The sequence below is a fragment of the Streptomyces sp. NBC_00193 genome (genome assembly GCF_026342735.1).
Lineage (GTDB): Bacteria > Actinomycetota > Actinomycetes > Streptomycetales > Streptomycetaceae > Streptomyces > Streptomyces stoeckheimensis.
The window spans coordinates 3127837-3151610 of sequence record NZ_JAPEMM010000001.1; the positions used below are offsets into that span (position 1 = coordinate 3127837).

General features: G+C 72.7%; 27 protein-coding genes. 10 read left to right on the plus strand and 17 right to left on the minus strand.

Annotated features, from left to right (window positions below):
- Positions 1-429 precede the first annotated feature (429 nt).
- Positions 430-1047, minus strand: coding sequence for a TetR/AcrR family transcriptional regulator (locus OG898_RS13920; RefSeq protein WP_266957041.1), 618 nt, complete (start codon positions 1045-1047; stop codon positions 430-432).
- 228 nt (positions 1048-1275) lie between these two features.
- Here OG898_RS13920 and OG898_RS13925 point away from each other — a divergent pair, with 228 nt between their 5' ends.
- From OG898_RS13925 to OG898_RS13935, 3 genes are all read left to right on the plus strand, one after another.
- Positions 1276-2151: a haloalkane dehalogenase gene (locus OG898_RS13925; protein WP_266957043.1), complete on the plus strand. Its 876-nt coding sequence runs from the start codon at positions 1276-1278 to the stop codon at positions 2149-2151.
- A 119-nt stretch (positions 2152-2270) separates the two neighbouring features.
- The gene (locus OG898_RS13930; RefSeq protein ID WP_266957045.1) at positions 2271-3731 is read left to right on the plus strand and encodes a sodium:alanine symporter family protein; all 1461 of its coding nucleotides are present in this window, start codon (positions 2271-2273) and stop codon (positions 3729-3731) included.
- 108 nt (positions 3732-3839) lie between these two features.
- Complete coding sequence (locus OG898_RS13935; protein WP_250750715.1) at positions 3840-4442, plus strand: Uma2 family endonuclease; 603 nt, start codon at positions 3840-3842, stop codon at positions 4440-4442.
- A gap of 2 nt (positions 4443-4444) precedes the next feature.
- Here OG898_RS13935 and OG898_RS13940 read toward each other — a convergent pair whose 3' ends face one another.
- Both OG898_RS13940 and OG898_RS13945 read right to left on the minus strand, forming a co-directional pair.
- Positions 4445-4633: a hypothetical protein gene (locus OG898_RS13940; protein WP_266957047.1), complete on the minus strand. Its 189-nt coding sequence runs from the start codon at positions 4631-4633 to the stop codon at positions 4445-4447.
- Between the two features lie 195 nt (positions 4634-4828).
- Positions 4829-5185, minus strand: a complete 357-nt coding sequence (locus OG898_RS13945) for a protease inhibitor I9 family protein (protein ID WP_250750719.1) — start codon at positions 5183-5185, stop codon at positions 4829-4831.
- A gap of 409 nt (positions 5186-5594) precedes the next feature.
- On the opposite strand from OG898_RS13945, the gene OG898_RS13950 reads away from it, so the two are divergent.
- Entirely contained in the window at positions 5595-6782 is a 1188-nt protein-coding gene (locus tag OG898_RS13950; protein WP_266960237.1) for a S8 family peptidase, read from the plus strand.
- A 31-nt stretch (positions 6783-6813) separates the two neighbouring features.
- Here OG898_RS13950 and OG898_RS13955 read toward each other — a convergent pair whose 3' ends face one another.
- The 6 genes from OG898_RS13955 to OG898_RS13980 are packed head-to-tail and all read right to left on the minus strand — an operon-like array spanning position 6814 to position 12632.
- Positions 6814-7815, minus strand: coding sequence for a pyridoxal-phosphate dependent enzyme (locus OG898_RS13955; RefSeq protein WP_266957051.1), 1002 nt, complete (start codon positions 7813-7815; stop codon positions 6814-6816).
- Positions 7736-8806 (minus strand): GHMP kinase, encoded by a 1071-nt coding sequence (locus OG898_RS13960; protein ID WP_266957053.1) that lies wholly within the window; start codon positions 8804-8806, stop codon positions 7736-7738. Before OG898_RS13960 ends, OG898_RS13955 begins: the two co-directional genes overlap by 80 nt.
- Complete coding sequence (locus tag OG898_RS13965) at positions 8803-9660, minus strand: DUF364 domain-containing protein (protein ID WP_266957055.1); 858 nt, start codon at positions 9658-9660, stop codon at positions 8803-8805. Before OG898_RS13965 ends, OG898_RS13960 begins: the two co-directional genes overlap by 4 nt.
- 11 nt (positions 9661-9671) lie before the next feature.
- A complete protein-coding gene (locus OG898_RS13970) occupies positions 9672-10496 on the minus strand; it encodes an ABC transporter ATP-binding protein (RefSeq protein ID WP_250750727.1) in 825 nt (274 codons plus the stop codon).
- A gap of 14 nt (positions 10497-10510) precedes the next feature.
- Positions 10511-11614, minus strand: coding sequence for an iron ABC transporter permease (locus OG898_RS13975; RefSeq protein WP_266957058.1), 1104 nt, complete (start codon positions 11612-11614; stop codon positions 10511-10513).
- Entirely contained in the window at positions 11604-12632 is a 1029-nt protein-coding gene (locus OG898_RS13980; RefSeq protein ID WP_266957060.1) for an ABC transporter substrate-binding protein, read from the minus strand. The genes OG898_RS13975 and OG898_RS13980 overlap by 11 nt, the downstream gene beginning before the upstream one ends.
- A 164-nt stretch (positions 12633-12796) precedes the next feature.
- On the opposite strand from OG898_RS13980, the gene OG898_RS13985 reads away from it, so the two are divergent.
- Together OG898_RS13985 and OG898_RS13990 are read left to right on the plus strand one after the other, a co-directional pair.
- Positions 12797-14074, plus strand: coding sequence for an MFS transporter (locus OG898_RS13985; RefSeq protein WP_266957062.1), 1278 nt, complete (start codon positions 12797-12799; stop codon positions 14072-14074).
- A 59-nt stretch (positions 14075-14133) separates the two neighbouring features.
- Entirely contained in the window at positions 14134-14928 is a 795-nt protein-coding gene (locus OG898_RS13990) for a hypothetical protein (protein WP_266957064.1), read from the plus strand.
- Between the two features lie 65 nt (positions 14929-14993).
- Here OG898_RS13990 and OG898_RS13995 read toward each other — a convergent pair whose 3' ends face one another.
- The 4 genes from OG898_RS13995 to OG898_RS14010 are packed head-to-tail and all read right to left on the minus strand — an operon-like array spanning position 14994 to position 17864.
- Positions 14994-15689 carry a VOC family protein gene (locus OG898_RS13995; protein WP_266957066.1) on the minus strand — a complete coding sequence of 232 codons (696 nt, stop codon included), beginning with the start codon at positions 15687-15689 and terminating at the stop codon, positions 14994-14996.
- 10 nt (positions 15690-15699) lie between these two features.
- On the minus strand, positions 15700-16755 hold the full coding sequence (locus tag OG898_RS14000; RefSeq protein ID WP_266957068.1) for a phosphotransferase: 1056 nt from the start codon (positions 16753-16755) through the stop codon (positions 15700-15702).
- A 25-nt stretch (positions 16756-16780) separates the two neighbouring features.
- A complete protein-coding gene (locus OG898_RS14005; protein WP_266957070.1) occupies positions 16781-17041 on the minus strand; it encodes a DUF397 domain-containing protein in 261 nt (86 codons plus the stop codon).
- Positions 17025-17864, minus strand: coding sequence for a helix-turn-helix transcriptional regulator (locus OG898_RS14010; protein WP_250750740.1), 840 nt, complete (start codon positions 17862-17864; stop codon positions 17025-17027). The genes OG898_RS14005 and OG898_RS14010 overlap by 17 nt, the downstream gene beginning before the upstream one ends.
- Before the next feature lie 113 nt (positions 17865-17977).
- On the opposite strand from OG898_RS14010, the gene OG898_RS14015 reads away from it, so the two are divergent.
- A complete protein-coding gene (locus tag OG898_RS14015; RefSeq protein WP_250750742.1) occupies positions 17978-18196 on the plus strand; it encodes a hypothetical protein in 219 nt (72 codons plus the stop codon).
- On the opposite strand, the gene OG898_RS14020 is transcribed toward OG898_RS14015, so the two are convergent.
- Entirely contained in the window at positions 18155-18853 is a 699-nt protein-coding gene (locus OG898_RS14020) for a YitT family protein (protein WP_266957073.1), read from the minus strand. The genes OG898_RS14015 and OG898_RS14020 overlap by 42 nt on opposite strands.
- Positions 18854-18914: 61 nt before the next feature.
- Here OG898_RS14020 and OG898_RS14025 point away from each other — a divergent pair, with 61 nt between their 5' ends.
- The gene (locus OG898_RS14025; protein ID WP_266957075.1) at positions 18915-20321 is read left to right on the plus strand and encodes a PLP-dependent aminotransferase family protein; all 1407 of its coding nucleotides are present in this window, start codon (positions 18915-18917) and stop codon (positions 20319-20321) included.
- A gap of 128 nt (positions 20322-20449) precedes the next feature.
- Positions 20450-20788 (plus strand): GYD domain-containing protein, encoded by a 339-nt coding sequence (locus OG898_RS14030; RefSeq protein WP_250750745.1) that lies wholly within the window; start codon positions 20450-20452, stop codon positions 20786-20788.
- Between the two features lie 58 nt (positions 20789-20846).
- On the opposite strand, the gene OG898_RS14035 is transcribed toward OG898_RS14030, so the two are convergent.
- The 3 genes from OG898_RS14035 to OG898_RS14045 form a co-directional block, all read right to left on the minus strand.
- Positions 20847-21119, minus strand: coding sequence for a CopG family transcriptional regulator (locus OG898_RS14035; RefSeq protein ID WP_266960239.1), 273 nt, complete (start codon positions 21117-21119; stop codon positions 20847-20849).
- 138 nt (positions 21120-21257) lie between these two features.
- Complete coding sequence (locus OG898_RS14040) at positions 21258-21863, minus strand: GNAT family N-acetyltransferase (RefSeq protein ID WP_266957077.1); 606 nt, start codon at positions 21861-21863, stop codon at positions 21258-21260.
- 7 nt (positions 21864-21870) lie between these two features.
- Entirely contained in the window at positions 21871-22296 is a 426-nt protein-coding gene (locus tag OG898_RS14045; RefSeq protein WP_266957079.1) for a hypothetical protein, read from the minus strand.
- A gap of 237 nt (positions 22297-22533) precedes the next feature.
- Between OG898_RS14045 and OG898_RS14050 the strand changes: the two genes are divergently transcribed.
- Positions 22534-23736: a site-specific integrase gene (locus OG898_RS14050; protein WP_266957081.1), complete on the plus strand. Its 1203-nt coding sequence runs from the start codon at positions 22534-22536 to the stop codon at positions 23734-23736.
- Positions 23737-23774: the final 38 nt, after the last annotated feature.

The following is a 23774-nucleotide window of genomic DNA, read 5'->3' on the forward strand; positions in this document are numbered from 1 at the left end:
GGTGAAGCCTGCTCTCGCGCCACAAATCACGCTTTACGTCCCGGCCGACACCCCACCCCGTCCCCGTCCCCGTCCCCGACCCGCGCCGCCGCCCCCAGCCCCACCGGGGGCAATCTCCTCACCGGCGTTCGAGGCTGCCGGGGTCTATTCAGCCGTCCGGCGTTTGAGGACCGGGGTCCGGGGCGGAGCCCCGGGGGTTCGGGCAGAGCTCGGGATCCCGCTTTGGGGCTGCCGATTTCAGCCTCGCCGGCGTTTGAGGCGCGGGGTCTGGGGCGGAGCCCCAGGGGGTTCGGGCGCAGCCCGGGGCCCCGCTTTCAGCCCGTCCGGCGTTTGAGGACCGGGGCAGGGCTGGCCCTGGGAACGGTGGAAGGGCGGGTAGGGGAATTGGCCCCGCGCAGCGGGAGCCGGGGGCGCGCCGCGGCGGTGCGGTTAGGTCAGGGAGTCGATCCAGCGTTCCAGGCGACGGCCTTCCGCGGCCATCAGTTCCGGGTCGCGGAAGGTGTTCGTGAGCAGGGAGATGCCCTGGTAGGAGGCGATCAGCGCGACCGCGAGCTCCCGCGCATCCGCCGTACGGCCCAGCGCGAGGAACTGCCGCTCGGCCCAGTCCAGCAGCACCCGCATGACGCCGGCGAGGGTCTGGTCGAGGCCGTCGTCGCGCTTGTCGAGCTCGGAGGCGAGCGAGCCGGTGGGGCAGCCGTAGCGGGCGGTGAGTTCGCGCTGGTCGACCCAGCCGGCGAGGAGGGCCTTCAGGCGGGCCTGCGGGGTGGGGAGTTGGTCGAGGGCGCTGATCATGCCCGCGAGGGTCTGCGCGTGGGAGTCGATGGCCGCTTCGACCAGCTGGTCCTTGGTCTTGAAGTAGTAGTAGACGTTGCCGAGCGGGACGTCTGCCGCGCGCGCGATGTCGGCGATCGTCGTCTTCTCCACGCCCTGTTCATGCAGGACTTGGGCCGCGGCCGCGGCGAGGCGTTCGCGTTTGCCGCCGCGTTTGGCCCGTGGGCGGGCCGGCTGGGGTTCCGGGGCCTCTTCGACGGCATCTGAGTAAGTCACCTGACTGAGTGTAGACGGGCGCCGTCCGGCGGGCTATGGTCGTGAGCGGAGTTAGTTAGCTCGCTAACTTGCTCCATTGTGGGTGCGGCCGGGAACGTCGGCAGCGAGCTGGTACGGACCCCGAGGAGGCCCGGGCGCGGGCCCCGCGCCCCTTCGCCGCCTGGGCGGACCGCACGGCGGCGGCCTTCCGCTGAACCCGTCGCCCCGACTCACCGAGGAGCAGCAGCCATGCCCGTACAGCCCGTACTCGACTCGACGATCCACTACCGGGAGGCCGGTCCGCGGAACGGTGTGCCCGTGGTGTTCCTGCACGGGAACCCCACCTCCTCCCACCTCTGGAGGGAGGTCCTCCCCGCCCTCGGTGGTGGTACGGCCCGGCTGCTCGCGCCGGATCTGATCGGGATGGGGGATTCGGGGAAGCCCGCCCTCGACTACACCTTCGGCGACCACGCCCGCTACCTCGACGCCTGGTTCGACGCGCTCGGCCTCGACGAGGCCGTGCTCGTCGGGCACGACTGGGGAGGCGCGCTCGCCTTCGACCGGGCCGCCCGGCATCCGGGGCGGGTGCGCGGGATCGCGTTCACCGAAACCATCCTCAAGCCGATGAGCTGGGAGGAGTTCCCGGAAGGTGGCCGCGAGCTGTTCCAGGCGATCAAGACGCCGGGTGTGGGGGAGGCCATGCTCCTGGACGCGAACGGGTTCGTCGAGGCACTGCCCGGCAGCGTCGTCCGGCCGATGGACCCGCGCGACCTGGACGCGTACCGGGCCCCCTACCCCACGCGGGAGAGCCGGATCCCGCTGCTCCGGTGGGCCCGGTCGATGCCGCTGGGCGGGGAACCCGCCGACGTGGTGGCCCGCGTGGCGGCGTACGGGGAGTGGCTCGCGGGGAGCCCGGGGACGCCCAAGCTGCTGATGGCCTTCGCCCCGGGGCCGGGGGCGATGACGGGGCCGGAGGCCGTCGACTGGTGCGTGGCGAACATCGCGGGTCTGGAGCTCGCGCGGCACGACGAGGTGTCCGCCGGGCACCACACCCCGGAGGACCACCCGCTGCTGATCGCGGCGGCGGTACGGGACTGGGCGGGCCGGCACGGCTTGTGGGGATGAGCCGGTTGCTCCGAGGGGGGAGGAGGGGGCGAAGGGCGGGCGGTGTGGGTCTTCCGTCCCTCCGCTGACGGACGTAGGTCCCTGTCCGTGGGCCTTCCGCCCCGGGGAGACTTCGCATCATGGACACTCTGGATTCGGTGATCGTCAACGTCAACGATCACCTCTGGACCTACCTGCTGATTCCGCTGGTGGTCGGTGCGGGCCTGTACTTCACGGTCCGCTCCCGGGGTGTGCAGCTGCGCCTGCTTCCCGAGATGTTCCGGGTGGTGAAGGAGAAGACCCCGCCGCGCGCCGACGGCCGCAAGCAGGTCTCGTCCTTCGGCGCCTTCACGATCTCGGCCGCCGCGCGCGTCGGTACCGGCAACATCGCCGGTGTCGCCGCCGCCATCACCCTGGGCGGCGCGGGCGCCGTCTTCTGGATGTGGATGATGGCGCTGATCGGCGCGGCCTCCGCCTTCGTGGAATCGGCCCTCGCCCAGCTCTACAAGGTGCGCAACGCCAGTGGTGCCTACCGGGGCGGCCCCGCGTACTACATGCAGCGCGCTCTCGGTAAACGCTGGCTCGGGGTGCTCTTCGCGGTGACGATCACCGTCACCTTCGGCTTCGTCTTCAACGCCGTACAGGCCAACACGATCACCGCCGTGGCTTCCGGGTCGCTGGCCGACGCCGACGGGTCGAACTGGTTCGGCCCCGCGCTCGGCGTGCTGCTGGCCGCCCTGCTGGGCCTGGCCGTCTTCGGCGGGGTCAAGCGGATCTCGTCCGTCACCACGGTCCTGGTCCCGGTCATGGCGATCGTCTACCTGCTGCTCGGCGGGGCGGTGGTCCTCCTCAACATCACCGAGTTCCCCCGGGTCATCGCGGACATCGTCGGCGGGGCCTTCGGCTTCCGCGAGCTGGCGGCCGGCGGCATCGGCGCGGCGATCCAGCAGGGCATCCGGCGCGGCATGTTCTCCAACGAGGCGGGCCTCGGCTCCGCCCCGAACGCGGGCGCCGCCGCCGAGGTCTCGCACCCGGTCAAGCAGGGCCTCGTACAGTCCCTCGGCGTCTTCTTCGACACCCTCCTCGTCTGCACGATGACGGCCTTCATCGTCCTCGTCACCAACCCGGAGCTGTCGGGCCGCCAGGGCGCGGACCTGACGCAGACCGCGCTCAGCGACACGCTGGGCGGGTGGGCCGGGCACCTCCTGACCGTGGTGGTCTTCATGCTCGCCTTCAGCAGCATGATCGGGAACTACTACTACGGCGAGACCAACATCCAGTTCATCACCCGCAAGCGGTGGGTCCTGCCCGGGTACCGGGTGCTGGTCCTGTCGGCGGTCGTCCTGGGCTCGCTGGGGTCGGTGTCGGTCGTCTGGAACCTGGCGGACGTGTTCATGGGCCTCATGGCCCTGATCAACCTCGCCGCGATCATCCCGCTGTCGGCCATCGCCTTCCGCCTCCTCGACGACTACCTCGCCCAGCGCCGGGCGGGGCTGGAGCCGGTCTTCACCCGCGACCGCATGCCGGACCTGAAGGGCGTCCAGTGCTGGGACCCGATCCGCACGACGGTCCCGTCGTCACAGGCCCCGGAACGGGTGTAGCGGGGGCCTCCGCCACTCGATCGTGGGAGGCTGAACGAAGCGGCCGCGTGCCGCGAAACCGTCTGTCTACGCTCACTGGCATATGCCACAGGAGAGAGGGGACCCGCGATGACCGCAGCCATGGTCGAGCCCGACCGGAACGCCGACGGCCCCACGTGGGACTACCTCCTGCAGAGCTGGCGTGACCTGGACGTGCCGGAGGGCTGGCGCGCCGAGATCGACGGAGGACAGATCACCTTGGTGCCGCCGCCCCACCGCCACCACAACGGAATCGCGGCCAAGGTGCAGCGCGCCTTGTACGGGATTCTGCCGCCCGAGTGGGAGGTCTATCAGACCCTCGGCATCCACATCGCCGCCCTGGACAAGCTCTATGTGCCGGACTTGGTGGTCGTCCCGTCCGCCTTGGTCGATGACGTGGAACCCGAGGTCTCCGACCCCGTCGACGCCGCCGAGGCGCTGCTCGTCGTGGAGATCACCTCCAAGAGCAATGCCGAGGACGACCGGAAGAAGAAGCTCTGGGCCTACGCCCACGCCCCCGTCCCGGTCTACCTCCTCATCGACCGCTTCGACGAACACGGCCCCACGGCCACCCTGTTCACCGAGCCGGAGAACGGCGCCTACAAGCACGCCGTCCGGGTCGCCTTCGGTGACGCGTTGCGGCTTCCCGAGCCCTTCGCGGTGGCGCTCGACACGGGGAGCTTCCCGCGCTGACCTCAGGCGAGGCGGTCCGGGATCGGGGCCAGGTCGTAGTTGGCCCAGACGTAGGAGTCCATCTGGTGCTGGTCGCCCGAGAGGTTGGTGACCCGGTCGACCTTGCCGTCGGCGTCGAAGTGCCAGACCAGCGCCCACAGGGTGTCGACCTTGCCGACGCCGCCGGTGGTCCAGCCGCGGTGGACGTCCACCACGTACTCCTCGTTGGCCTCCAGGAACAGCGGGTCGGCCTGGAAGCAGGCCTTGCCGAGCTGGGTGAAGAAGGCCGCGACCTCCTCGTTCCGTCTCGTCCGTGATCGAGTGCCGTTCCCCGTCCTGTGCGCGATCGACGATAGGTGCGGATTCTCCGGCTCAGGAGGGGGATCTCACCCGCGGGACGGCAGGCGCTACACCGCCGGGCCCGAGACCGCGACCGGGCCGTCCGGTTCGACCGAGGTCACGACCGCCGTCGAGCGCAGGGACTCGACCTGGTCGGGGGAGAGGCGGGCGCTGAAGCCGTTCAGGGCGTGGCGGTAGACGTGGACCGGGGTGATCCCGTAGGCGTCCGCGACGGCTGCCGGGTCCAGGCCGCGGTGCACGGTGACGATGTACGTCGGCCACTCGGCCGGGGCCGTACGGGACGCGGGAGCCGCGGGTCCGGTGGTGGGGGAGAGCGGGGCGGCGTGCGCGGGGAGGGTGGCCGAGGCGGCCAGGGCGAGGGCGGCGAGGGTGGTCGGCAGGGTCCAGCTCGTACGGGTACGCATGTCGGCGAGGCCACCACGTACGGCCGGTCCGGTCAACGACCCGCGGCGGCGCGGCGGTCGCGGGCGGTGGTGAACCGCGGGAGCCGCGCGTGCGCCCCCCTCGCCGGGTGCGCGCGGCGCCTTCCGTACGGGTGAACCTGCCGGCCCGCCCCGGACGCGCGTGGGGCGGTCGCGCAGGTCGCGGGAACAGCGGACCGAATCCTTTCTTCAGCCGGTACGAGAATCAGCCCGCGGCGCACTGCGCAGGCCCGCGGCGCGGCCGGACGGCGGGTGCGGTCCGGTCAAGGGCCGCGGGCGGCCCGCCGATGGAGGGGAGGGTCGCACTCCGGGACGGGTGTCGTGTCGGTGTTCCCGTCGGACGGAGGCGGCTTCCGCATCCCCCCACCTTTCGGGAGTTCCCTCGATGTCCCTGCGCCCGCTCGCCCGAGCCGCCACCGCCGCCCTGCTCGCCGTCGTCCCGGTGGCAGCCGGCACCGCGTCCGCCGCCGCGCCCGAGCCGACCCCGGTGCCGCTGACCGTCTCGGCCAACGCCATCCCCGGCCAGTACATCGTGACGCTGGAGCCGGGCTACGACCCGGCCAAGGTGGCGGAGCGGCTGGGCCTCAAGCCGAAGTTCCTCTACACCCGGGCCATGAACGGCTTCGCCGTCCCCATGACCAAGCTCCAGCTGGAGATCGCCCGCGTCAGCCTGGGCGTGAAGTCGGTCGAGGCGGACGCGAAGGTCTCGGCCCCGTCGATGGTGCCGACGACGGCCGCCGCCGCCCTGCGCGGGCCGTCCGCCTCCTGGGGCCTGGACCGGATCGACCAGAAGGAACTGCCGCTCGACAACACCTTCACCACCCAGGGCAACGGCGCCGGGGTGACCGCGTACATCCTCGACACGGGCATCGACTACAAGCACGAGGAGTTCGGCGGCCGGGCCGCCTTCGGCTTCGACGCGATCGGGGACGGCCGCGACGGCCAGGACTGCAACGGCCACGGCACGCACGTCGCCGGCACGGTCGCCGGCATGACGTACGGGGTGGCGCGCAAGGCCTCCCTGGTCAGCGTCCGCGTCCTCAACTGCGAGGGCACGGGCGACTACTCCGGGATCATCGCGGGCCTGGACTGGGTGGCCAAGAACGCCAAGCAGCCCGCCGTCCTCAACGGCTCCCTGGGCGGCGACAAGTCCGAGATGGTGAACGCGGCGGCGGACGCAGTCACGGACGCCGGGGTCCTGCCGGTCATCGCGGCGGGCAACTCCGCGAAGGACGCCTGCAACGTCTCTCCGGCGTCGGCGGGGAAGGTCGTGACGGTCGCGGCCACCAACAGGTACGACGAGGAGACCAGCTTCTCCAACTGGGGCCAGTGCGTGAGCCTGTACGCGCCCGGGGAGCAGATCGTCTCCGCGAAGCTGGGCGGCGGCAGCATCGCCGAGAACGGCACGTCCATGGCCGCGCCGCACGTCGCGGGCGTGGCCGTCCTCTACAAGCAGGCGAACCCGAACGCGACGCCGCAGGACATCGCCGCGTACCTGAACGACGAGTCCACGAAGGACGTCCTGAGCAGCGTCAGCAAGTCCTCCCCCAACGAGCTGTTGTTCACCAACGGCCTCTGACCACCTGCGGAAGGCGCGGGGGCCGCGGCGCTCACGCAGCGGCGCGGTTCCAGCGCATCCGCGACCACGGCAGGGCCAGGTCGCTCCGGTCGGTCACCTCGCGCGGGGCGAGGCCGGCGATCGGAGCGGCCTCGCGGTGCCTCGCGTAGACGGTGTCGACGTAGCGGTGGCCGGTGTCGGGGGCGATGAAGAGGACCGTGCGGTGGGGTGAGCGCTCGCGTTCGTGGCGGGCGGCGAGGTAGCCGGCGCCGGTGGACAGCCCGGCGAAGACCGCGTGCCGGCGCAGCAGGTCGATGCTGCCGGCGAGGGCGGCCTCGAAGGAGACCCAGTGCAGGGTGTCGTACAGCTCGTGCGAGACGTTGCCGAAGGGGATGGAGCTGCCGATCCCCGCGATGATCATCTCGGTGTCGGTGACGTGTTCGGAGCCGAAGGTGACGCTGCCGTACGGCTGGACGCCGACGAGTTCGACGTCGGCCGCACCTTCGGCGTCCTCGCGGAGGTAGCGGGCGAGGGCGCCGGTGGAGGCGCCCGATCCGACCCCGCCGACGAGGGTGAGGGCGTCCGTGCCCGTGGCCTCGCGGATCCGGTCGGCGATCGCGCGGTAGCCGAGGTAGTGGACGTCGTCGTGGTACTGGCGCATCCAGTGGTACTCGGGGTGTGCGGCGAGGATCTCGTGGATCCGCTCGACGCGCCGCTTCTGGTCGAGCTTCAGGTCGCTGCACGGCTCCATCTGCTCCAGCGTCGCCCCGAGGACGGCCAGTTGGGTCCGCAGCGTGTGGTCGACGGTGGCCGAGCCGACGATGTGGCAGTGCAGGCCGTACCGGTGACAGGTCAGGGCCAGGGCGTACGCGTAGATGCCGCTGGAGCTGTCCAGCAGCGTGTCCCCGCGGCGCACGACGCCGGTGTCGAGCAGGTGGCGCACCGCCGCGAGGGCGGAGACCACCTTCATCGTTTCAAAGCGCAGGCAGACGAGCCGGTCGTCGAGGCGTATCAGGTCCGGCCGGCCGATCGACTCCGCGATGTGCTGGTCCATGGTGGGAGATCTCCTTGGGCAGGTGGTGGGGGGCCGTGGTTGCGGGGAAGGTCGTGAAGGTGCGGGTGGCGGGGATGCCGTGGGCGTCCAGGGCGCGCAGGCAGCCGCGGACGCGGCGGCGCAGCCCGGGTGCGGCCGGATCGAAGAGCACGCCCGCCACCGCACCGCTGTGCGCGATCTGCACGCCGACCGCCCCGGCCCGGCGGGCGAGGACGGTCAGGGCGTCGAACTCCGGGTGACCGAGGACCTGTTGGCCGCGCCGTGCGCTGGCGGTGGCGACCGCGCCGAGCAGCTCCGCGCTACCCGTGGCCACGGCCCGGCGCAGCAGCGCGCGCAGCCGCTCGCAGGCCCGTACGTCGCCGTCGTCCGCGTCGGCCGCATCGGGCGTCGGCAGGGACAGGGTGTCGACGGGCTTGCCCCCGCCGAGGGCGCAGCCCACCACGACCAGCGGCGGCAGGGCCGGGCCGAGGACCTCCAGGACCCGGCCCTCCCGCTGGGCGAACAGCACCGGGCGGCCGCCCAGCATCAGCGGATCGGAGGCGAGTTCGGCGCGTACGGCCAGCCCTGCGACCGTCGAGGGCTCCAGTCGCAGCCCGTACGAGTCCGCGACCGCGCGCACGGCTGCGATCACGTCGCTGCTGGAGCTGCCCATGCCCAGGCCCACCGGTATCTCGCCGGTGAGCCGCAACTCCCCGCCGCAGGGCGGCTGCCCGGTCCGCCGCGCGCACTCCGCGACCGCGAGGACCGCGGCCCGCGCCGCCTTCGTGCGGTCGGCGGGTGCGACGGTGAGCGCCTCGGGATCCGCGCCGGGGCGGCGGACGAACGCGGCGCTGCTGCCGGGGCCCGCCATGGGGAGGGTGACCAGTCCGGCGCACCGGCGCCCGGCGGCGTCGAGGAAGACGCCCTGGAGGATCTCGCCGTGGTGGCAGGGGGCCTGCCCGGTGCCGGACGGGGCCGGGAGGGCGGTGGCGCCGGGAGCGCCGGGGATCACGCGCCGCCCGCCGTCCGGTAGCGGTACAGGACCGTCTCCTCGGCGCTGAACTGGGAGAAGGGGAAGGGCTCCGCGGACAGGGCGGTCACCCCGGAGCCGAGGAAGGCGCGGGCGACGGCGCTGCCGGTCTGGGCGTAGACGACCAGCGGGATGCCGCGGGAGCGGCAGCGCTCCAGGATGGTGTCGAAGGTGCCGTTGCTCAGGGTCATGCCGGTGGCGACGACGGCCTGCGCGCGTTCCAGCACCTCGTGCATGTCGGCGGTGACGGGGTCGCCCCACTGGGTGGCCTTGAGGTTGAGGTCGCACGGCAGCGGCCGGCCGCCGCGGGCGCGGATCGCCGCGACGAGCGGGTTGACGACGCCGATGAGGCCGACCTCGGCGCCCTCCTCGATGTCCAGCAGTCCGGCGATGGCGGCGTCCCGGGCCGTGGCGCGGAGCTCGGGGGTGCCGGCGGGGAGGGTGACGGGTTCGGCGTCGCCGGCCTCGGCCGCCGCGCGGTGGGGGCGGGTCCCGGAGAGGTAGGCGTCGAGGGCGGCGATGCGCAGGGGGCGCGGGGCCTCGCGCAGGAGGGCGTCGAGGGGGGTGCCGGAGGAGTCGCGGCAGATCGACGGGTCGATCTCGCCGGCCTCGAAAGCGCAGCCGCCGAAGGAGCCGCCGAGGCGGACCAGGACGTACTGGTTGAGGTAGGTGGTGTCGCCGCCGGCCAGGCGGGTGCCGTGGTGGATCCAGAACACGCTGGTCGCGACGAGCGAGGAGGGCAGCGGGCCGTGCTCGCCGGCCAGTACGGCCTCGATGAGCGCGTCGACCGAGGTCGCGGGGGCGGGGGCGGTGGTGGTGGTCGGGGTCGGGGTCATGGGGTTCCTTTTCACAGAGCGGGTTGGGGTGCTGATGCAGGTGTCGGCGTCGCGGCCGCGGCGCCGAGCGGTCCGCGGTAGCTGACCTGCGGGTGTCCGAGGGCGTCGGTGGTGAGTTCGGCGTCCACCTCGAAGACCTCGGCGAGCCGCTGCGCCGTCAGGACGGCGGCGGGCGGGCCGGAGGCGATCAGGCGGCCGTGGTGCAGGAGCAGCAGCCGGTCGCAGTACCGGGCGGCGAGGGACAGGTCGTGCAGGGCGACCAGGACCGTCTGGCCGGTGCCGGACAGCAGCTCCATCAGTTCCAGCTGGTGTTTGACGTCGAGGTGGTTGGTGGGCTCGTCGAGCAGCAGCCCGGACGGCTGCTGGGCCAGTGCGCGGGCGATGTGGGTGCGTTGCCGCTCCCCGCCCGACAGCGCCTTCCACGGGCGGCCGGCGAGCGCGGTGAGTCCTACGCGTTCCAGCGCGGCGGCGACCACGGCCCGGTCGGCGGCGTCCGGCCCGCGCCAGCGGTCGCGGTACGGGGTCCGCCCCAGGCCGACGATGTCGGCGACCGGCAGATCGCTGTCCGCGCCCGCGTCCTGGGCGACGAAGGCGACGCGCCGGGCGATCCTGCGCGCACTCCAGCCGCGGACGGACTCCCCGTCGTACCGGACCGCGCCCGCGTCGGGGGTCCGCAGCCCGGCCAGGCAGCGCAGCAGCGAGGACTTGCCCGAGCCGTTGGGGCCGAGCAGCCCGACGGTCTCGCCGGGGGCGATGTCCGCGCCGACCTCGCGCACGACGGGCGTGCCCGCCACCGACCAGCTCACCGCTTCGGCGGTGATCCGCACAGCACTCACACCGTGCACCGCACTCACAACTCCCCCCGCTTGCGCAGGACCAGGAGGAAGATCGGTACGCCGAGCAGTGCGGTGATCACGCCGACGGGCACCTCGCGGGGCCCGAAGGCGACCCGTGCCAGCGCGTCCGTCCAGACGAGGAACACCGCGCCCGCCAGGGCCGCGTACGGGAGCAGCACCCGGTGCAGCGGCCCGACGAGGAACCGCACCCCGTGGGGGACGATCAGGCCGACGAAGCCGATGGCGCCGACGGTGGCCACCGCCACCGCGGTGAGCACGGCGGTGACCACGAGCAGCAGCATCCGCGTGTGCCGTACGTCGATCCCGAGGGACGCGGCGGTGTCGGTGCCGAAGGCGAGCCCGTCGAGGGCGTTCGAGCAGAGCCAGGCTGCCGCGAGTCCGAGCGGGGTGACGACCGCGCAGACCGCGACCGTGTTCCAGCGGGCCGGTGCCATCGAGCCGAGGAGCCAGTGGGTGACGGCGCGGGTGGTGTCCGCGTCCGCCGAGGCCATCAGTACGAGCGAGGTCAGCGCGGTGAAGAGCTGTCCGATGACCACGCCGGTGAGGACGATGCGCACCGAGTCCAGTCCGGTGCGCCGCAGGAGCAGCAGGAGCAGCCCGAAGGAGAGCAGTGCTCCGGCGAGCGCTCCGCCGGTGACGCCGAGGGTGCTCGCGCCGATCCCGAGGACGACCACGGTGACCGCTCCGGCGGAGGCGCCCGAGGAGACGCCGAGCAGGTAGGGGTCGGCGAGGGCGTTACGGGTCACCGCCTGGAGCACCGCTCCGCACACGGCGAGCGAGGCGCCGACGAGGGCGGCCATCAGCACGCGCGGCAGCCGCAGGTCCCAGACGAGCGAGTCGAGCAACGGGGGCAACGGCTCGACGTCCAGGCCGAGTCGGGCGCCGAAGACGCGGGCGAGGCCGGTCCAGCCCACGTCGGCGGCGCCGATGCGCACGGCTGCCGCGACCGAGGCCGCCAGGACGGCCGCGGCGAGGAGGAAGAGCCCCGCCCCGGCCACCGCGGACCGGCGCGGGGCCGGGCCCGGACCCGGACCCGGCCCCCTCGGAGCCACCGGGTCGGTGGCCACCGGACCGGCGGCCACCGTGTCAGCGGACATACCCGAGGTCCTTCATGCCGGCCGCCAGCAGTCCCAGGGCGTGCACGGAGCGCACCGAGGGGTCCAGTTCGATGCCGGGCACTTCGAGGATCTTGTTGTCGCGCACCGCGGCGAGCTTGGACACGACCGGGTGCTGGGTCATGGTGGTGCGCTTCTCGGCGGCGCTGTCGCCGGGCCGGCCGCGCTCGGACAGGTCGCCGATCACGATGAAGTCGGGGTCGCGCTTGGCGACTTCCTCCCAGGAGACCTCCGGCCAGTCCTCGTTGACGTCGTCGAAGGCGTTCTTAGCGCCGACGATCCGGCTCATCTCGCTGGGCAGGCCGGTCTTGCCCGCCACGTACGGCATGCCGTTGAAGACGGAGTAGAGGTAGACCACGGTCGGCTGGTCGGCGCCCCCGGGGACCTTGGAGGCGTTCTCCCCGGCCTTGGTGACGGCGGTGCGCTGGTCGGCGGCGAGCTTGCCGGCCCGTTCCTCGGCGCCGAAGACCTTGCCGAGGTTCTCGTAGTCGGAGAAGAGGAGCTCGAAGGGGGTCCGGCCGGCCTGGTTCTGCCCGGGGCAGTCCACGGCGCTGACGAAGGTCGGGACCTTGAGGGCGTCGAGCTCCTCGCGGGTGCCCGCCCGGTCCTTGGTGAACAGGTCGGCGGAGCCGCCGATGACGAAGTCGGGGGTGGCGGCGCGCAGTTGCTCGCCGGTGGCGATCTTCGGGGCGATGACGGGGACCTTGGCGTACGCGGCCTCGTAGACCGCGGGGATCTTCGTCTTGAGGTTGGCGGTGCCCGCCATCGAGTCCTGGAGTCCCAGCTCCAGCAGGGTCTCGGTCGAGGTCTGGTCCAGGGCGACGGCCCGCTTCGGCGGCGCGGCGAAGGTGGCCTGGCGGCCGCAGCTCGTCACGGAGGCGGTGTGGGTGGCGGGCTTGGCTCCGGCTCCGGCTTTGGAGTCGTTGGTGGCGGGTGCGGCGCAGGCCGCGGTGGTGAGGGCGAGGGTCAGGGCGATGCCGAGGCGAGCGGGGTGGCGCATGGGTTCTCCGGTCTGGGCAGGGCGGGAGGGGGGCGGTGTGGGCGGTGTCGTGCACCGGGCAAGACCGCCGCGTTCGAAGGGTACTGTAATGGTATTCATTTTCATTAAGAACCCCGGGGGTGGTTCGTGGAGCCCCCGCCCGACCTCCAAGGAGCACCCGCACCGTGGCAACCACACCCGCGCCCCCGGCGGCCAAGTCCTCTGACCCACAACCGCGTTCGGTCCTCCTGGATGTCCCGTTCCTGCGCCTGTGGGCCGGCACCACCGCCTCCGGACTCGCGACCTGGGCGCTGCCCTTCGTGCTCGGGCTCGCCGTCCTCCACCGCGACCTGAGCGCCGCCGGCCTCGGTCTGGTCCTCGCCGCGCGCACGGTCGGATTCCTCGCCGCCGTCACCGTCGGCGGGGTCCTGGCCGACCGGCACTCCCGCCGCGCGGTCGTCCTCTGGTCGGCCCTGGCAGCGGCGGTGGCCGCACCCCTCCTCGCTGCCGGACTGGGCCGCTCGCTCCTGCTCATGACGGCCGCCGCCGCCCTCGCCGGCGCCGGACAGGGCGCCTGCCGACCGGCGTTCCAGGCGCTCACCGCCGAGACCGTCGACCCCGGGCGCCGTCAGCAGGCCAACGCCGCCATGACCATGGCCGTACGCGGATCCACCCTCGCCGGACCCGCCCTGACCGCGCTGCTCGCGGCCTTCCTCGACGTCTGGACCCTGCTGCTCGGCATCGGGCTGCTCTGGCTGGTCGCCGCCCTGGTCCCGGGCAAGGGCCGGGGCGCCGTCACCGCGGTCGACCCGGAGGCCGCCGGGCCCGCGCCGCGTGCGAGCTTCCGCGCCGAGTTCGTGGACGGCGTACGGGAGGCGCGGCGCCACCCCTGGTTCCTCGCCGGACTGGCCGCCCTCGTCGCGGTCATCGCCCTCGGCTACTCCGCCACCAGCGTCGCCCTGCCCCTGATCAGCCGGGACCGCTACGACAGCGAATGGGTGCTCGCGGCGGCCATGACCGCGTACATAGTGGGCGCGCTCGGCGGAGCCCTGGTCATCGCCCGCTGGCGGCCGCGCTCACAGGGCTGGGCCGCCTTCGCGGGACTGGCGGCGTACGGATGCGCCCCGCTGAGCCTGATGCTGCCCGTGCACCCGGGCGTGGTCGTCGCCGCCTACGCCGTCGCAGGGATCGGGATCGAGCTGTTCAACGTGCCCTGGTTCACCGCCACCCAGCGCGAGGTCGCCCCGGACCGGCTGGCCCGCGTCTCCTCGCTGGACTTCCTCGTCTCCTACGGCCTGGCCCCGGTCGGCCTCGCCCTGATCGCCCCGGCCATCGACGTCTTCGGCGTCACGCCCGTCCTCGGTGCCTGCGCGGCCGCGTGCTTCCTCGTACCGGCGGCGGCCGCCCTGGTGCCGACCGCCCGCCACTTCGCACGGACGGCTCCGGAGGGTGCCTCTCACTGATCGTGACGCCGTGGGACACCGCTGGTCCCACAGGCCCCTCCCCTTTACGATCGACGCTCATGTCCGACACCACCTCGCCCATACCCGTCCTCCGGGGCTCCGGCGGCGCCACCCTCCAGGCCGAGGACCACACCCTCGTGTGGAGCCGACGGCGCAAGGAGAAGCGGTTCCCGCTCCGAGCCGTCCGCGAGGTCCGCGCGGAGGGCCGCGCCCTGACCGTGGAACTCACGGCCCCGCCCGGTACGACCCCGGCCGTGTACCGGGTCCGGGGCGTGAGCGCGACCGCGGCCACGGTGTTCGCGGACGCCGTCACCGCGAGCCTGCCCGAGGAGCGGGAGCTCGATGGCACGTCCCTCGTCACCGAGGGCGCGACGGTGGAGTCCGAAGACGACGCGTATCGGCGCAAGGTCAAGCTCGGGGCGTGGGCCCTCGGCCTCGTGACCCTCGGGGTGGCTGCGCCGATGGCGATCGTCGGATCGACGCTCGCCGCGCTGGCCTTCCTGCTGTGGACCCCCTTGAGCGTGGGGGCCGCCGTATTCGGCGTCTGGGTGATGAGGGTGCCGTACGACGAGTGGCGCCTGCCCCGGTACGGCATCACCGTCGAGGCGCGACGCGAGAGCCGCGGAAGCTACGCCTACACCGACCTGCACGGCGTGGTCCGAGGCGCGGCCGTCAGCGGCAGCGCACCGACGATCATGGTCGCCTACGACCCGGAGAACCTCGGTCCTGTGGTCAGGGCGAAATCATGGATCGGCAAGGTGGGGACCACGCTCTTCTGCCTGGCGATCCTTCTCGTCGGCCTCGCCCTCGTCCTCCTGGACGTCTACGTCGCGGTCTTTGGCTTCCAGGACTGAGAAACGCCCGGACAACGCCCCGGACAACGCCCCGGACAACGCCCCGGGCCGTCGCCCCGGAGCAGTCAGCCGTCGCGGCCCTGCCAGGTGGTGATGCAGACCTCGTTGTCCTCCGGGTCGGCGAACACCCAGAAGGCCGGGGCGCTGGCCGCGGACAGGAGCCGGCCCCCGGCCGCCAGCGTGGCTTCGATCCGCCTGGGGGCCTCGTCGTGGGGGACGCAGACGTCGAAGTGGATGCGGTTGCGCTGCGGGCGCGCCCGGTCCATCTGCTGGAACCAGACGGCCGGTCCCTGCCCGACCGGGTCGACGAGCGGATCCTCCGGTCCGTCGGCGCCCGGCTCGTCGGTGTAGCCCAGCACCGCCTTCCAGAACGGCCGGACCGAGGCGATGTCCAGTGCGTCTACGGCGATCTCCAGTATCTGGACGGACCGCGGAGCCCCGCTTCCGATCCCGGGCTCCGTAGTGAGCCCGGCCTCGGCCGCCACGGCGGTGATCCGCCGCGCGAGTTCGACGTCCCGGGTGGTCACCGCGGCGCGGTCCGAGGTCTGCAGGGTGAAGACGACCCGCTCGGGGCGGATGTCGACCCGAAGGTGCCGGTCGGCGGCTTCGTCTCCGCACACCGAGACGGCCTTCGCCGCCAGGACGATCGCCCGGCCCATGGACAGGACCGGGACCGACGTGAGCAACGCGCCCAGCAGGAAGCGCCATCCGTATTCCTGGACCGCTTCCGAGGCTTCCTGCCGACTCAGGATCTGTTCCATGACCCCATCCCTACCAGGGACGGGCGTCGGGCGTGGGCAGCGGGCGCAGCTTCGGCCAGCGTGCGAGGAGCCGGTCGGCCAGGTCGGAGCTGAGGCGGCCGACGGCGTGCAGGTGGTCGTGGTCGCGGGTCATGTCGGCGACCACGCCCAGGCGGTGGACGAGCCGCTCGCGGGCGGTGACGTACCCCCACTCGAAGTCCTCGTCGGGCACCCGGGCGAGCTGGTCGACCGTCCCGCGGTGGGCCCGCTCGACGAGCGCGTCGCCCTGGATCAGCCAGCCCGCGCACGCGTCGGCGAGGTCGCCCGGCACGTCCTTCCCGGTGAGGCCGCGCCAGGTGGACCGGTAGACGTCCTCGACCTCGGTCAGGGGGGCCGCGGTGACCGACAGGGCGCACCAGCAGGTGGGGAAGGCGATGCGGAAGTAGGCCAGTTCGACCAGGCCGTTGCCGAGCGAGGCCCGCTCGAAGTCGACGAAGCGGATGCCGTCGGCGGTGCGCAGGTCGTTCCCGGGGCAGGGGTCGCCGTGCAGGAGCGCGTGGTGCGGGGTCGGGTCCAGCCGGTCCAGGAGACCGGCGAGTTCGTCGGGGACCGTGGACGGTACGGGTACGTCGAGCGCCCGGGCCAGGGCGAGGAAGGACTCCGCGTCGCCGGCCGTGGGCCCCGACCAGACCGGCAGCGCGCCCGCGTCGGCGGGCCCGGTCAGGGCGTGCAGCCGGGCGAGCGACTCGGCGTACGCGGGCAGCCAGTCGCCCGTCTCGCCGAGGTCGGCCACGTACTCCATGACGATCACCCGCGAGGCCGCGTCCGTGGCGAGCACCGCGGGAGCCACGGCGGGTCCGGAGCCCCGCCCCGCCAGGCGCAGCCCGGCGAGCTCCCGCGCGAAGCGGGTGTCCGCGTCGGCGTCCGCGTCCCCGACGCCGGTCATCTGCTTGACGATCACCGGCCGCCCGTCGGCGAGGCGCACCCACCACACCCGTGACCGCGGGCTGCTGTCCAGGAGCTTGGACTCCTCGGGGGTGCCCACGGTGGACATCAGTGCCTCGTTGAGCGGGACGCGGTTCGACATGCGGACGAGCGTAGTCGCGGCTTGTCTAGGCGGTAAGGGTGGCTACGAAGACGGCCCAGGCGGGGGCGGCGAAGGTGAGATGGGGGCCGTTGGGGACCTTGGAGTCGCGGACGGGGACGATGTCGGGGTGGCCGTCGGCGACTTCGAGGCAGTCGCCGCCGTCGCCCGCGCTGTGGGTGGACTTGCGCCAGGTGGCCATCTCCAGGCAGTCGCCGCCGTCACCGCCGCTGTAGCTGGACTTGTGCCAGGTGGCAGTCGCGATGTCGTATTCAGGCCTGCTCGTCATGTGCGTAATCCTCCGCCACGGATTCGATCAAGGCCAGTGACTCGCGTGGTGCCAGCGCGCTGGCGGTGAGGAGATCGTAGGTCAGGAAGTGGCGTGCCACCGTGGCCGGATCGTCTAGTAGCAGCCCTGTTGTGTGGCCTGCGAGATAGGCGAGAGGGGGAGCGTCTTCGAACGACATCAGCTTGAGGGGACCGTCCATGGTCGCGTGGGCACCCGCGCTGAACGGCAGCACCTGGACGATGATCCGGTGGGACCGGATCAGGTCCGCGAGGTGCCGCAGCGCCTCGGCCATCACGGACCGGCTGCCGATGACCCGACGCAGTACCGCCTCGTCGAGCACGCACCACAACAACGGGGTTGTTGGGTCTGCGAGGAGGGCCGCGCGGGCCAGTCGGGCTTCGACGAGTGCGTCGATCGCCGCCTCCGTCGCCGTCGGCTGGTACGCGCGGAAGACGGCTCGGGCGTAGGCCTCCTTCTGGAGGAGGCCCGGGATCAGCAGGGGTGCGTACTCGCGGATGGCCTTCGCCAGGCCCTCGGCCTCGGCGGCCTCCGTGAAGTGGTCGGGGTACTTGAACTTCGTCACGGCTTGGCAGTTGCGGGTGAAGAAGTCGTCCGTGCCGAGGATCTTGTCTATTTCGCGGCCCAGCTCCGGGGTCATCCGGCGGGTGCCCGCTTCGAGTTGACCGATGAAGGAGCCGCTGACGAAGAGGGGCTCGCCGAGTTTGTCCTGACTGAGGCCGGCCCTTTTGCGGGCGACGCGCAGTTCGGAGCCGAGCATGGTGCGGGGTGAGGAGAACGGGTCGACGTCTCCGGAATCGGGCACGGCAACTCCCCTGACAACAGGTTCGGTTGTTGGAGTGTGACCCTTGAAGGCTAGCCAGCCCGTCGCCACGCTGAGTACTGAACGCGATTACTCAGAGCGAAAGGTGACATGTCATGGTGCTCACGCCCATGGAGCGGATGCTGGCGGCCGAGGAGGCCGTGGGGCAGTTGAGGGCCGCGCTGACGGACGTCGGGGTGGTGTTCCCCTCGCTCGGGGTGGACGGGGTGTCCGCGGCGGGGTCGTACGGGCTGCCGCTGGTCGACCTGGGGCGCTGCAACCTGGACACCGCGCTACGGCTGGCCGCCGTACTGCACGAGCGGGCCCACCCCTGAGGGTTCGCCGAGGCGGACGGTCAGGCGCGGCAGGAACCAGCCGACCAGGGGGCCCGTACCGAGGGCGACCAGCACGGTGCCGAGGCCGAGGGTGCCGCCGAGGAGCCAGCCGAGGCCGGCCACGGACACCTCGATGCCGGTGCGCACCGCCGCGACGGGCAGCCGGGTGAGCCGGACGAGGCCGGTCATGATGCCGTCGCGCGGGCCCGAGCCGTACTGCGCGCCGAGGTAGAGCGCGTCGAAGAAGCCGAGGGCGACCAGGCCGAGGGCGAGGTACGCGAGCGCGGCGGCGGTTCCCCCGGGGGAGGGGAGTACGGCGGCGGTGGCGTCGGCGGCGAAGCCCACGATCGCGACGTTGAGGACGGTGCCGAGTCCGGGGAGCTCGCGCAGCGGGATCCATGCGAGGAGCACCAGGAGCGAGATCAGGTTGGTGGCCCAGCCGAAGGAGATGCCGAGGGTCTTCGCCGTGCCGTCGGTGAGCACGCTCCAGCTGGCCGTGCCGAGGCCGGACTCGACGAGCACCATGACGGCGGCACCGTAGCCGGTCAGGCCGAGCAGGAGCTGGGGGACGCGGCGGGCGGTGCGGCCCGCACGGAGCTGGGCGAAGGCGTTCATGCGGGGCGGGTGGGCGACGGGTGCGGGAGCGGGGTGGGGCATGGGCTCAGGCTCGCCGCTGTCTGGACCCTGATTCCATAGCCAGATTGCGTAGCCTGGTCCGATGAAGATCAGCGCGCACGCCGTCGGACGCATGCTGGGGACCTGGCAGGAGGGGCCCGGGCCCGCGCACCAGCGGCTCTCCGACCGGCTGCGGCTGTTGATCCTGGACGGGCGGCTCTGCCTCGGGGCGGCGCTGCCGGGCGAACGCGACCTGGCCGGCGCGCTCGGTACGAGCAGGACCACGGTCGGGGCCGCGTACCGCACGCTGGTGGAGCACGGCTACCTGGGGACGAGGGAGCGCGCGCGGGCGACCGTACGGCTCCCGCACGGGGACGCACCCGCCGGGCGGCGGGCCGGTGGGGCGGACGCGGAGACCATCGACCTGTCCTTCGCCGCTCCGCCCGCACCTCCCGAGGTCCTCCACGCCGCCTTCGCGACGGCCCTGGAGCGGCTGCCGCTCCACTTCGAACGGCACGGGTACGACCGGTACGGCACCGCGGAGCTGCGCGAGGCGGTCGCCGGGTGGTACGGGCGCAGGGGGCTGCCGACCTCGCCCGATCACGTCATGATCACCAGTGGTGCGCAGCACGCGATCGGTCTGCTGGTGCGCACGCTGCTGGCGCCGCGGGACAAGGTGGTGTTCGACCACCCCACCTATCCGCACGCGATCAGGGCGTTCACCGATGCCCGCGCCCGGCTCCTGCCGGTGGCGGTGGGCCCGTCGGGCTGGGACGTGCCGCAGCTGCGCGCGGCGGCGCGGTCGGCGCAACTGGCTTACCTCATCCCGGACTTCCACAACCCGACCGGGATGTACATGCCCGCGGACGTGCGCCGGAGCCTGCGGCCGGCCTGCCCCACGATCATCGACGAGACCCTGGCCGACCTGGGGCTGGAGGCGACGGCCGAGGGTTCCGAGGTGCCCTTCGCGGCCCACCACCCCACCGCCGTCAGCATCGGCTCGGTGTCCAAGAGCATCTGGGGCGGCCTGCGCATCGGCTGGATCCGTGCCGTGCCCGCGCTGCTGGAGCGGGTGGCGGCGGCCCGCCCGGCGACGGATCTCGGCACCCCGGTGGTGGAACAGCTGGCCACGGCCGTGCTCCTGAACGCCGGTCGGACCAGGCGGCCCGAGGCGCTGCGCCAACTGAGGGCGCAGCAGGACGCCTTGCTGGGGGCGCTGGCCGAGCACCTCCCGGAGGTGCACGCGCCGCGGGCGGCCGGGGGCGTGACGCTCTGGGCGCGGTTCCCGGAGCCGGTCGGTTCGCGGCTGGCGGCGATCGCGCCGGACCACGGGGTGACGATCGCGGCGGGGCCGCAGTTCGGGGTCGGCGGCGCCTTCGAACGCCACGTCCGGCTGCCGTACACGCTCCCGCCGCCCCGGCTCGCCGAGGCCGTCCGCCGCCTGGCCGCCGCCCACCGGGCCCTCACGGCGGGCGGCACCGGGATCCACACCCCGGCCCCCGTGGCCTGAGCGCGGTGGGCCCGTTGGGCCGAGGCGGTGGCCGTTCCCGGCCGTTCGGGGGAACGGCCGCGATCCGGTCCGCCCCTTCTGTTGCCCGGCGTGGGCATCGTCGACGAAACGAGAAGAAGGTGGACGCGATGCCGCTGTATTTGTCGAGGTTCAGCTACACGCCGGAGACCTGGGCGAGGCTGATGGCCCGCCCCGAGGACCGTGCGCAGGCCGCCCGGTCGTACATCGAGTCCGTCGGCGGGAAGCTGCACGGCTTCTGGTACGCCTTCGGAGCCCACGACGGCTACAACCTCTGGGAGGCCCCGGACGACGTGTCCATGGCGGCGGTGGCCCTGGCGATCAGCGGGGGAGGCGCGCTGAGCTCGTTCGAGACGACGGTCCTCCTGAGCGTCGAGGACACGCTGGACGCCCTGCGCAAGGCCGAGCAGATCCGGTACCGGCCTCCGGGCGCGTCCGACGCCCCGTGAAGCCGGCATCCCTAGGCCTGTGGACTTTCACGGCACCGAGGAGAGGTCCCGCAGGGGATCACTCCGAGTTCCGTCCCTCTTCCGTATCGGCCGATCGCGCTTCCCGTACGCGTGCGAGGTATTCGGCCTTATCCCTGATTTCCTCCGGGGTGATCGGGCCGTGCTCCTCCTCGGCTGAGGCGATGAGCTCGGCGAGGTTGTCCCGTTCGATCTGGCGGGCCACGGCGGCGGTCACGTAGGCGGAGAGGCCTGAAGGGCCGCTGCGGGCGCGAGCGGCCTCGGCGATGTCTCGGGGCATCGAGATCGAGTATTTCTGGGTCGGCTCGCTCATGCCGCCCGGGCCGCTTGCGATGGCACCGCCGTGTTCGGGGTGCGAGGCGAAGAGGTTCATGTGCATAGGTTGGCGGCATATGCGCATCCCGAGGAGGGGGCATGCCCGGGTTCGCTCGATGGGGTGACACCCCCGTCCTCAGTCCGTGCTCAGGCGGGCGTGGAGGTGTTCGTCGTGCCAGCCGTCCGTGTGGAGGAGGGCGCCGCGCATGGTGCCCTCCAGGGGGTAGCCGGATTTCAGGGCGACGCGGCAGGAGGCCGGGTTGGCCGTGGAGTGGGTGATGCGCAGGCGGTGCAGGCCGAGGTCCCCGAAGGCCCAGCGGGTCAGGACGGCCAGGCCTTCGGTGGTGGCTCCGGCGCCGCGGCCGGCGGGGAGCAGCCAGTACACGAACTCCCCGCTGCCGCCGCGCAGGTCGAGGTCGGCGAGGCCGATCAGGCCGACCGCGCAGCCTCCGTCCGAGGGGGCGAGGGCCCAGACCGCCGAGCGTTCCGCGTGCCAGCGTTCGCGCCAGCGGGCGATGCGGGTGACGGCCCGCGCTTCGGTGAGGGGGTCGGGGCGGTTCCAGTGGCGGATGTCCGGATCGGCGTACGCGGCCACGAGCGCGGGGGCGTCGTAGGGCTCCCAGGGGCGCAGGTGCAGCCCGCAGGGCAGGGCGTACGAGGGCTGGTCGAGCGCGGCCATCCGGCCCGGCGGAACCACGGGCGGTATGGGGGCGATCGGCTGCTCGGCCGGCACGTTGGTCATCGGGTCATCATCGCTCCATGGCGGAAGGCAGGGGCGCCCGCGCCTGGGCGCACGGGTCCGTGGCGCGGAAGCGGGCGAGGAGTTCGCGGCCCTGGGAGGACTCGGGGTCGAAGAACTGCTGGTCCGGGCAGCGTGTGACGGACGGGCCGTGGAGGCGGGCCTCGTGGCAGCTGAAGCAGAACTGGACTTCGTACAGCGGGAGATCGAGGTCGTCCCCGTATGCGCGTACCGCCCAGCCCGGATGGAATCCGCAGCGGTGCTGCGTGCTGCCCGGCAGCGCGGCGATCAACGCGAAGGCCGTCTCCGCCTCGGCCCGGGGCCACAGGGCGACGGGGTCGCCCGTGAACGGGTGGCCGGGGCGCGACGGCGGCGTGGCGAGGCGTACCACCTCGACCAGTGCGGTGGCGGTGACGGCTTCGGCGGGGAGCTGCATGTCCACAGTCTCCCCGCCGGTGTCTTCGCCGGTCGGCCGCTCGGTCGGTCGATCAGCTTGTCGGCCGGTCAGGCCAGGGCCGGTTCCTTCTCGGATTCGGGCTCGGGCTTCGGCTTGTCGGCCTGCGCCGGCTCCGCGTCCGGGCCGGTGTTGAACTCGGTCAGCATCTGGTGTGTTAACTGCACCTTCTTTGGCTCGTTGGGTAGGGCGATGTTTCCCCGCTCAAGGAGAGCCCGCGTGAATCCCAACCTGCACCACGACTTGATCGAAGGCCGCGCCGATGTGCCTCGCCTCGGGTCGGTGGCCAAACTGGAGACCCAGCACCCTCCGTACGCCGTCCTCACCGCGTCCGGGGACGTGGTCGAGCCCGTGCTTTCGTACCTCCGCGATCTGGCGCTCAGCGACAACAGCCCGCTGACTGGCCGCAGCTACGCACATGACTTGCTGCGCTGGTTCCGGCTGCTGTGGTTCCTCGATCTGCCGTGGGACAGGGCGTCCGAGGCGGAGGCCGCCGCGCTCGTGGGCTGGCTCCGTACGGCACCCAACCCGCAGCGCCGCCGGAGCAACCCGGAAGCGCCTCCGCCGGGATCCGTGAACCCGCGCACGGGCAAGCGGTACCTCCAGGCCGGCTATGCGCCGAGCACGATCAACCACGCCCTGACCGTGGTTAGTAGCTTCTACGCCTACCACCGTCACTACGGGCGCGGCCCGCTGACCAACCCCGTTCCGGAGTCGCTCGCGCGCCGGCGGGCGCTGGCTCACCGAAGCCCGTCCGAGTCGCCGCAGCCGTTCCGGCGGGCACGGCTCCGGCAGCGCGTGCCGAGGACCGACCCGAGGGCCATTCCCGACGCCATGTGGGGCGAGTTCTTCGAGGCCATGACCCACGACCGGGACCGAGCCGCTGTCCTGCTCTACGTCTCCAGTGGAGCCCGCGCCGAAGAGCTGCTGGGGGTCACCCCAGCCGACATCGACTGGTCGGGACAGGTCTTCCACGTGATCTCCAAGGGGACCAAGGACCGGGAGCCCGTACCCGTCAGCCCGCAGGCCTTGATCGTGCTCGCGGCCTACCTCGACTCCAGCGGTCTGCCCGCCGCCCACGAGCCCGTGCTGCGGACGCGCCGAGGCCCTGACAAGCCGCTGAGCTACTGGGCGATGCGCCGGGTCATCCAGCGGGCCAACGTCAAGATCGATACGAACTGGACGCTGCACGATCTCCGCCACACGGCGGCCAGCCGCATGGCCAACGACCCCAACCTGACCCTGACCGAGGTCCGGGCGATCCTCCGGCACTCCGACCTGGCCACCACGGGCCGCTACCTCAACGCCCGCGTCGAGGACCTCTTCGACGCCCTGCAAGAGCACTACAACCGGCCAAAGGTCGTTCGCAGCATCGCGCCCGGCTACGACTCGGACGACTTCGCGGCGGTGTTCGGTGCCTAACCACCAAATTGTCGACACCTACACGGCCCGGAATCGCC

Excerpts from the sequence above, each read along its gene's own strand:
- OG898_RS13945 (WP_250750719.1), bottom strand. The coding sequence starts at position 5,185 with ATGCGTACCCGTACGAGCTGGACCCTGCCGACCACCCTCGCCGCCCTC.
- OG898_RS14030 (WP_250750745.1), top strand. The coding sequence starts at position 20,450 with ATGCCGCTGTATTTGTCGAGGTTCAGCTACACGCCGGAGACCTGGGCG.
- OG898_RS13965 (WP_266957055.1), bottom strand. The coding sequence starts at position 9,660 with ATGACCCCGACCCCGACCACCACCACCGCCCCCGCCCCCGCGACCTCG.
- OG898_RS13925 (WP_266957043.1), top strand. The coding sequence starts at position 1,276 with ATGCCCGTACAGCCCGTACTCGACTCGACGATCCACTACCGGGAGGCC.
- OG898_RS13955 (WP_266957051.1), bottom strand. The coding sequence starts at position 7,815 with ATGGACCAGCACATCGCGGAGTCGATCGGCCGGCCGGACCTGATACGC.
- OG898_RS14005 (WP_266957070.1), bottom strand. The coding sequence starts at position 17,041 with ATGACGAGCAGGCCTGAATACGACATCGCGACTGCCACCTGGCACAAG.
- OG898_RS14020 (WP_266957073.1), bottom strand. The coding sequence starts at position 18,853 with ATGCCCCACCCCGCTCCCGCACCCGTCGCCCACCCGCCCCGCATGAAC.
- OG898_RS13980 (WP_266957060.1), bottom strand. The coding sequence starts at position 12,632 with ATGCGCCACCCCGCTCGCCTCGGCATCGCCCTGACCCTCGCCCTCACC.
- OG898_RS14025 (WP_266957075.1), top strand. The coding sequence starts at position 18,915 with ATGAAGATCAGCGCGCACGCCGTCGGACGCATGCTGGGGACCTGGCAG.
- OG898_RS13975 (WP_266957058.1), bottom strand. The coding sequence starts at position 11,614 with ATGTCCGCTGACACGGTGGCCGCCGGTCCGGTGGCCACCGACCCGGTG.
- OG898_RS13990 (WP_266957064.1), top strand. The coding sequence starts at position 14,134 with ATGTCCGACACCACCTCGCCCATACCCGTCCTCCGGGGCTCCGGCGGC.
- OG898_RS14045 (WP_266957079.1), bottom strand. The coding sequence starts at position 22,296 with ATGCAGCTCCCCGCCGAAGCCGTCACCGCCACCGCACTGGTCGAGGTG.
- OG898_RS13935 (WP_250750715.1), top strand. The coding sequence starts at position 3,840 with ATGACCGCAGCCATGGTCGAGCCCGACCGGAACGCCGACGGCCCCACG.
- OG898_RS14015 (WP_250750742.1), top strand. The coding sequence starts at position 17,978 with ATGGTGCTCACGCCCATGGAGCGGATGCTGGCGGCCGAGGAGGCCGTG.
- OG898_RS14035 (WP_266960239.1), bottom strand. The coding sequence starts at position 21,119 with ATGAGCGAGCCGACCCAGAAATACTCGATCTCGATGCCCCGAGACATC.
- OG898_RS14040 (WP_266957077.1), bottom strand. The coding sequence starts at position 21,863 with ATGACCAACGTGCCGGCCGAGCAGCCGATCGCCCCCATACCGCCCGTG.
- OG898_RS13995 (WP_266957066.1), bottom strand. The coding sequence starts at position 15,689 with ATGGAACAGATCCTGAGTCGGCAGGAAGCCTCGGAAGCGGTCCAGGAA.
- OG898_RS14000 (WP_266957068.1), bottom strand. The coding sequence starts at position 16,755 with ATGTCGAACCGCGTCCCGCTCAACGAGGCACTGATGTCCACCGTGGGC.
- OG898_RS13930 (WP_266957045.1), top strand. The coding sequence starts at position 2,271 with ATGGACACTCTGGATTCGGTGATCGTCAACGTCAACGATCACCTCTGG.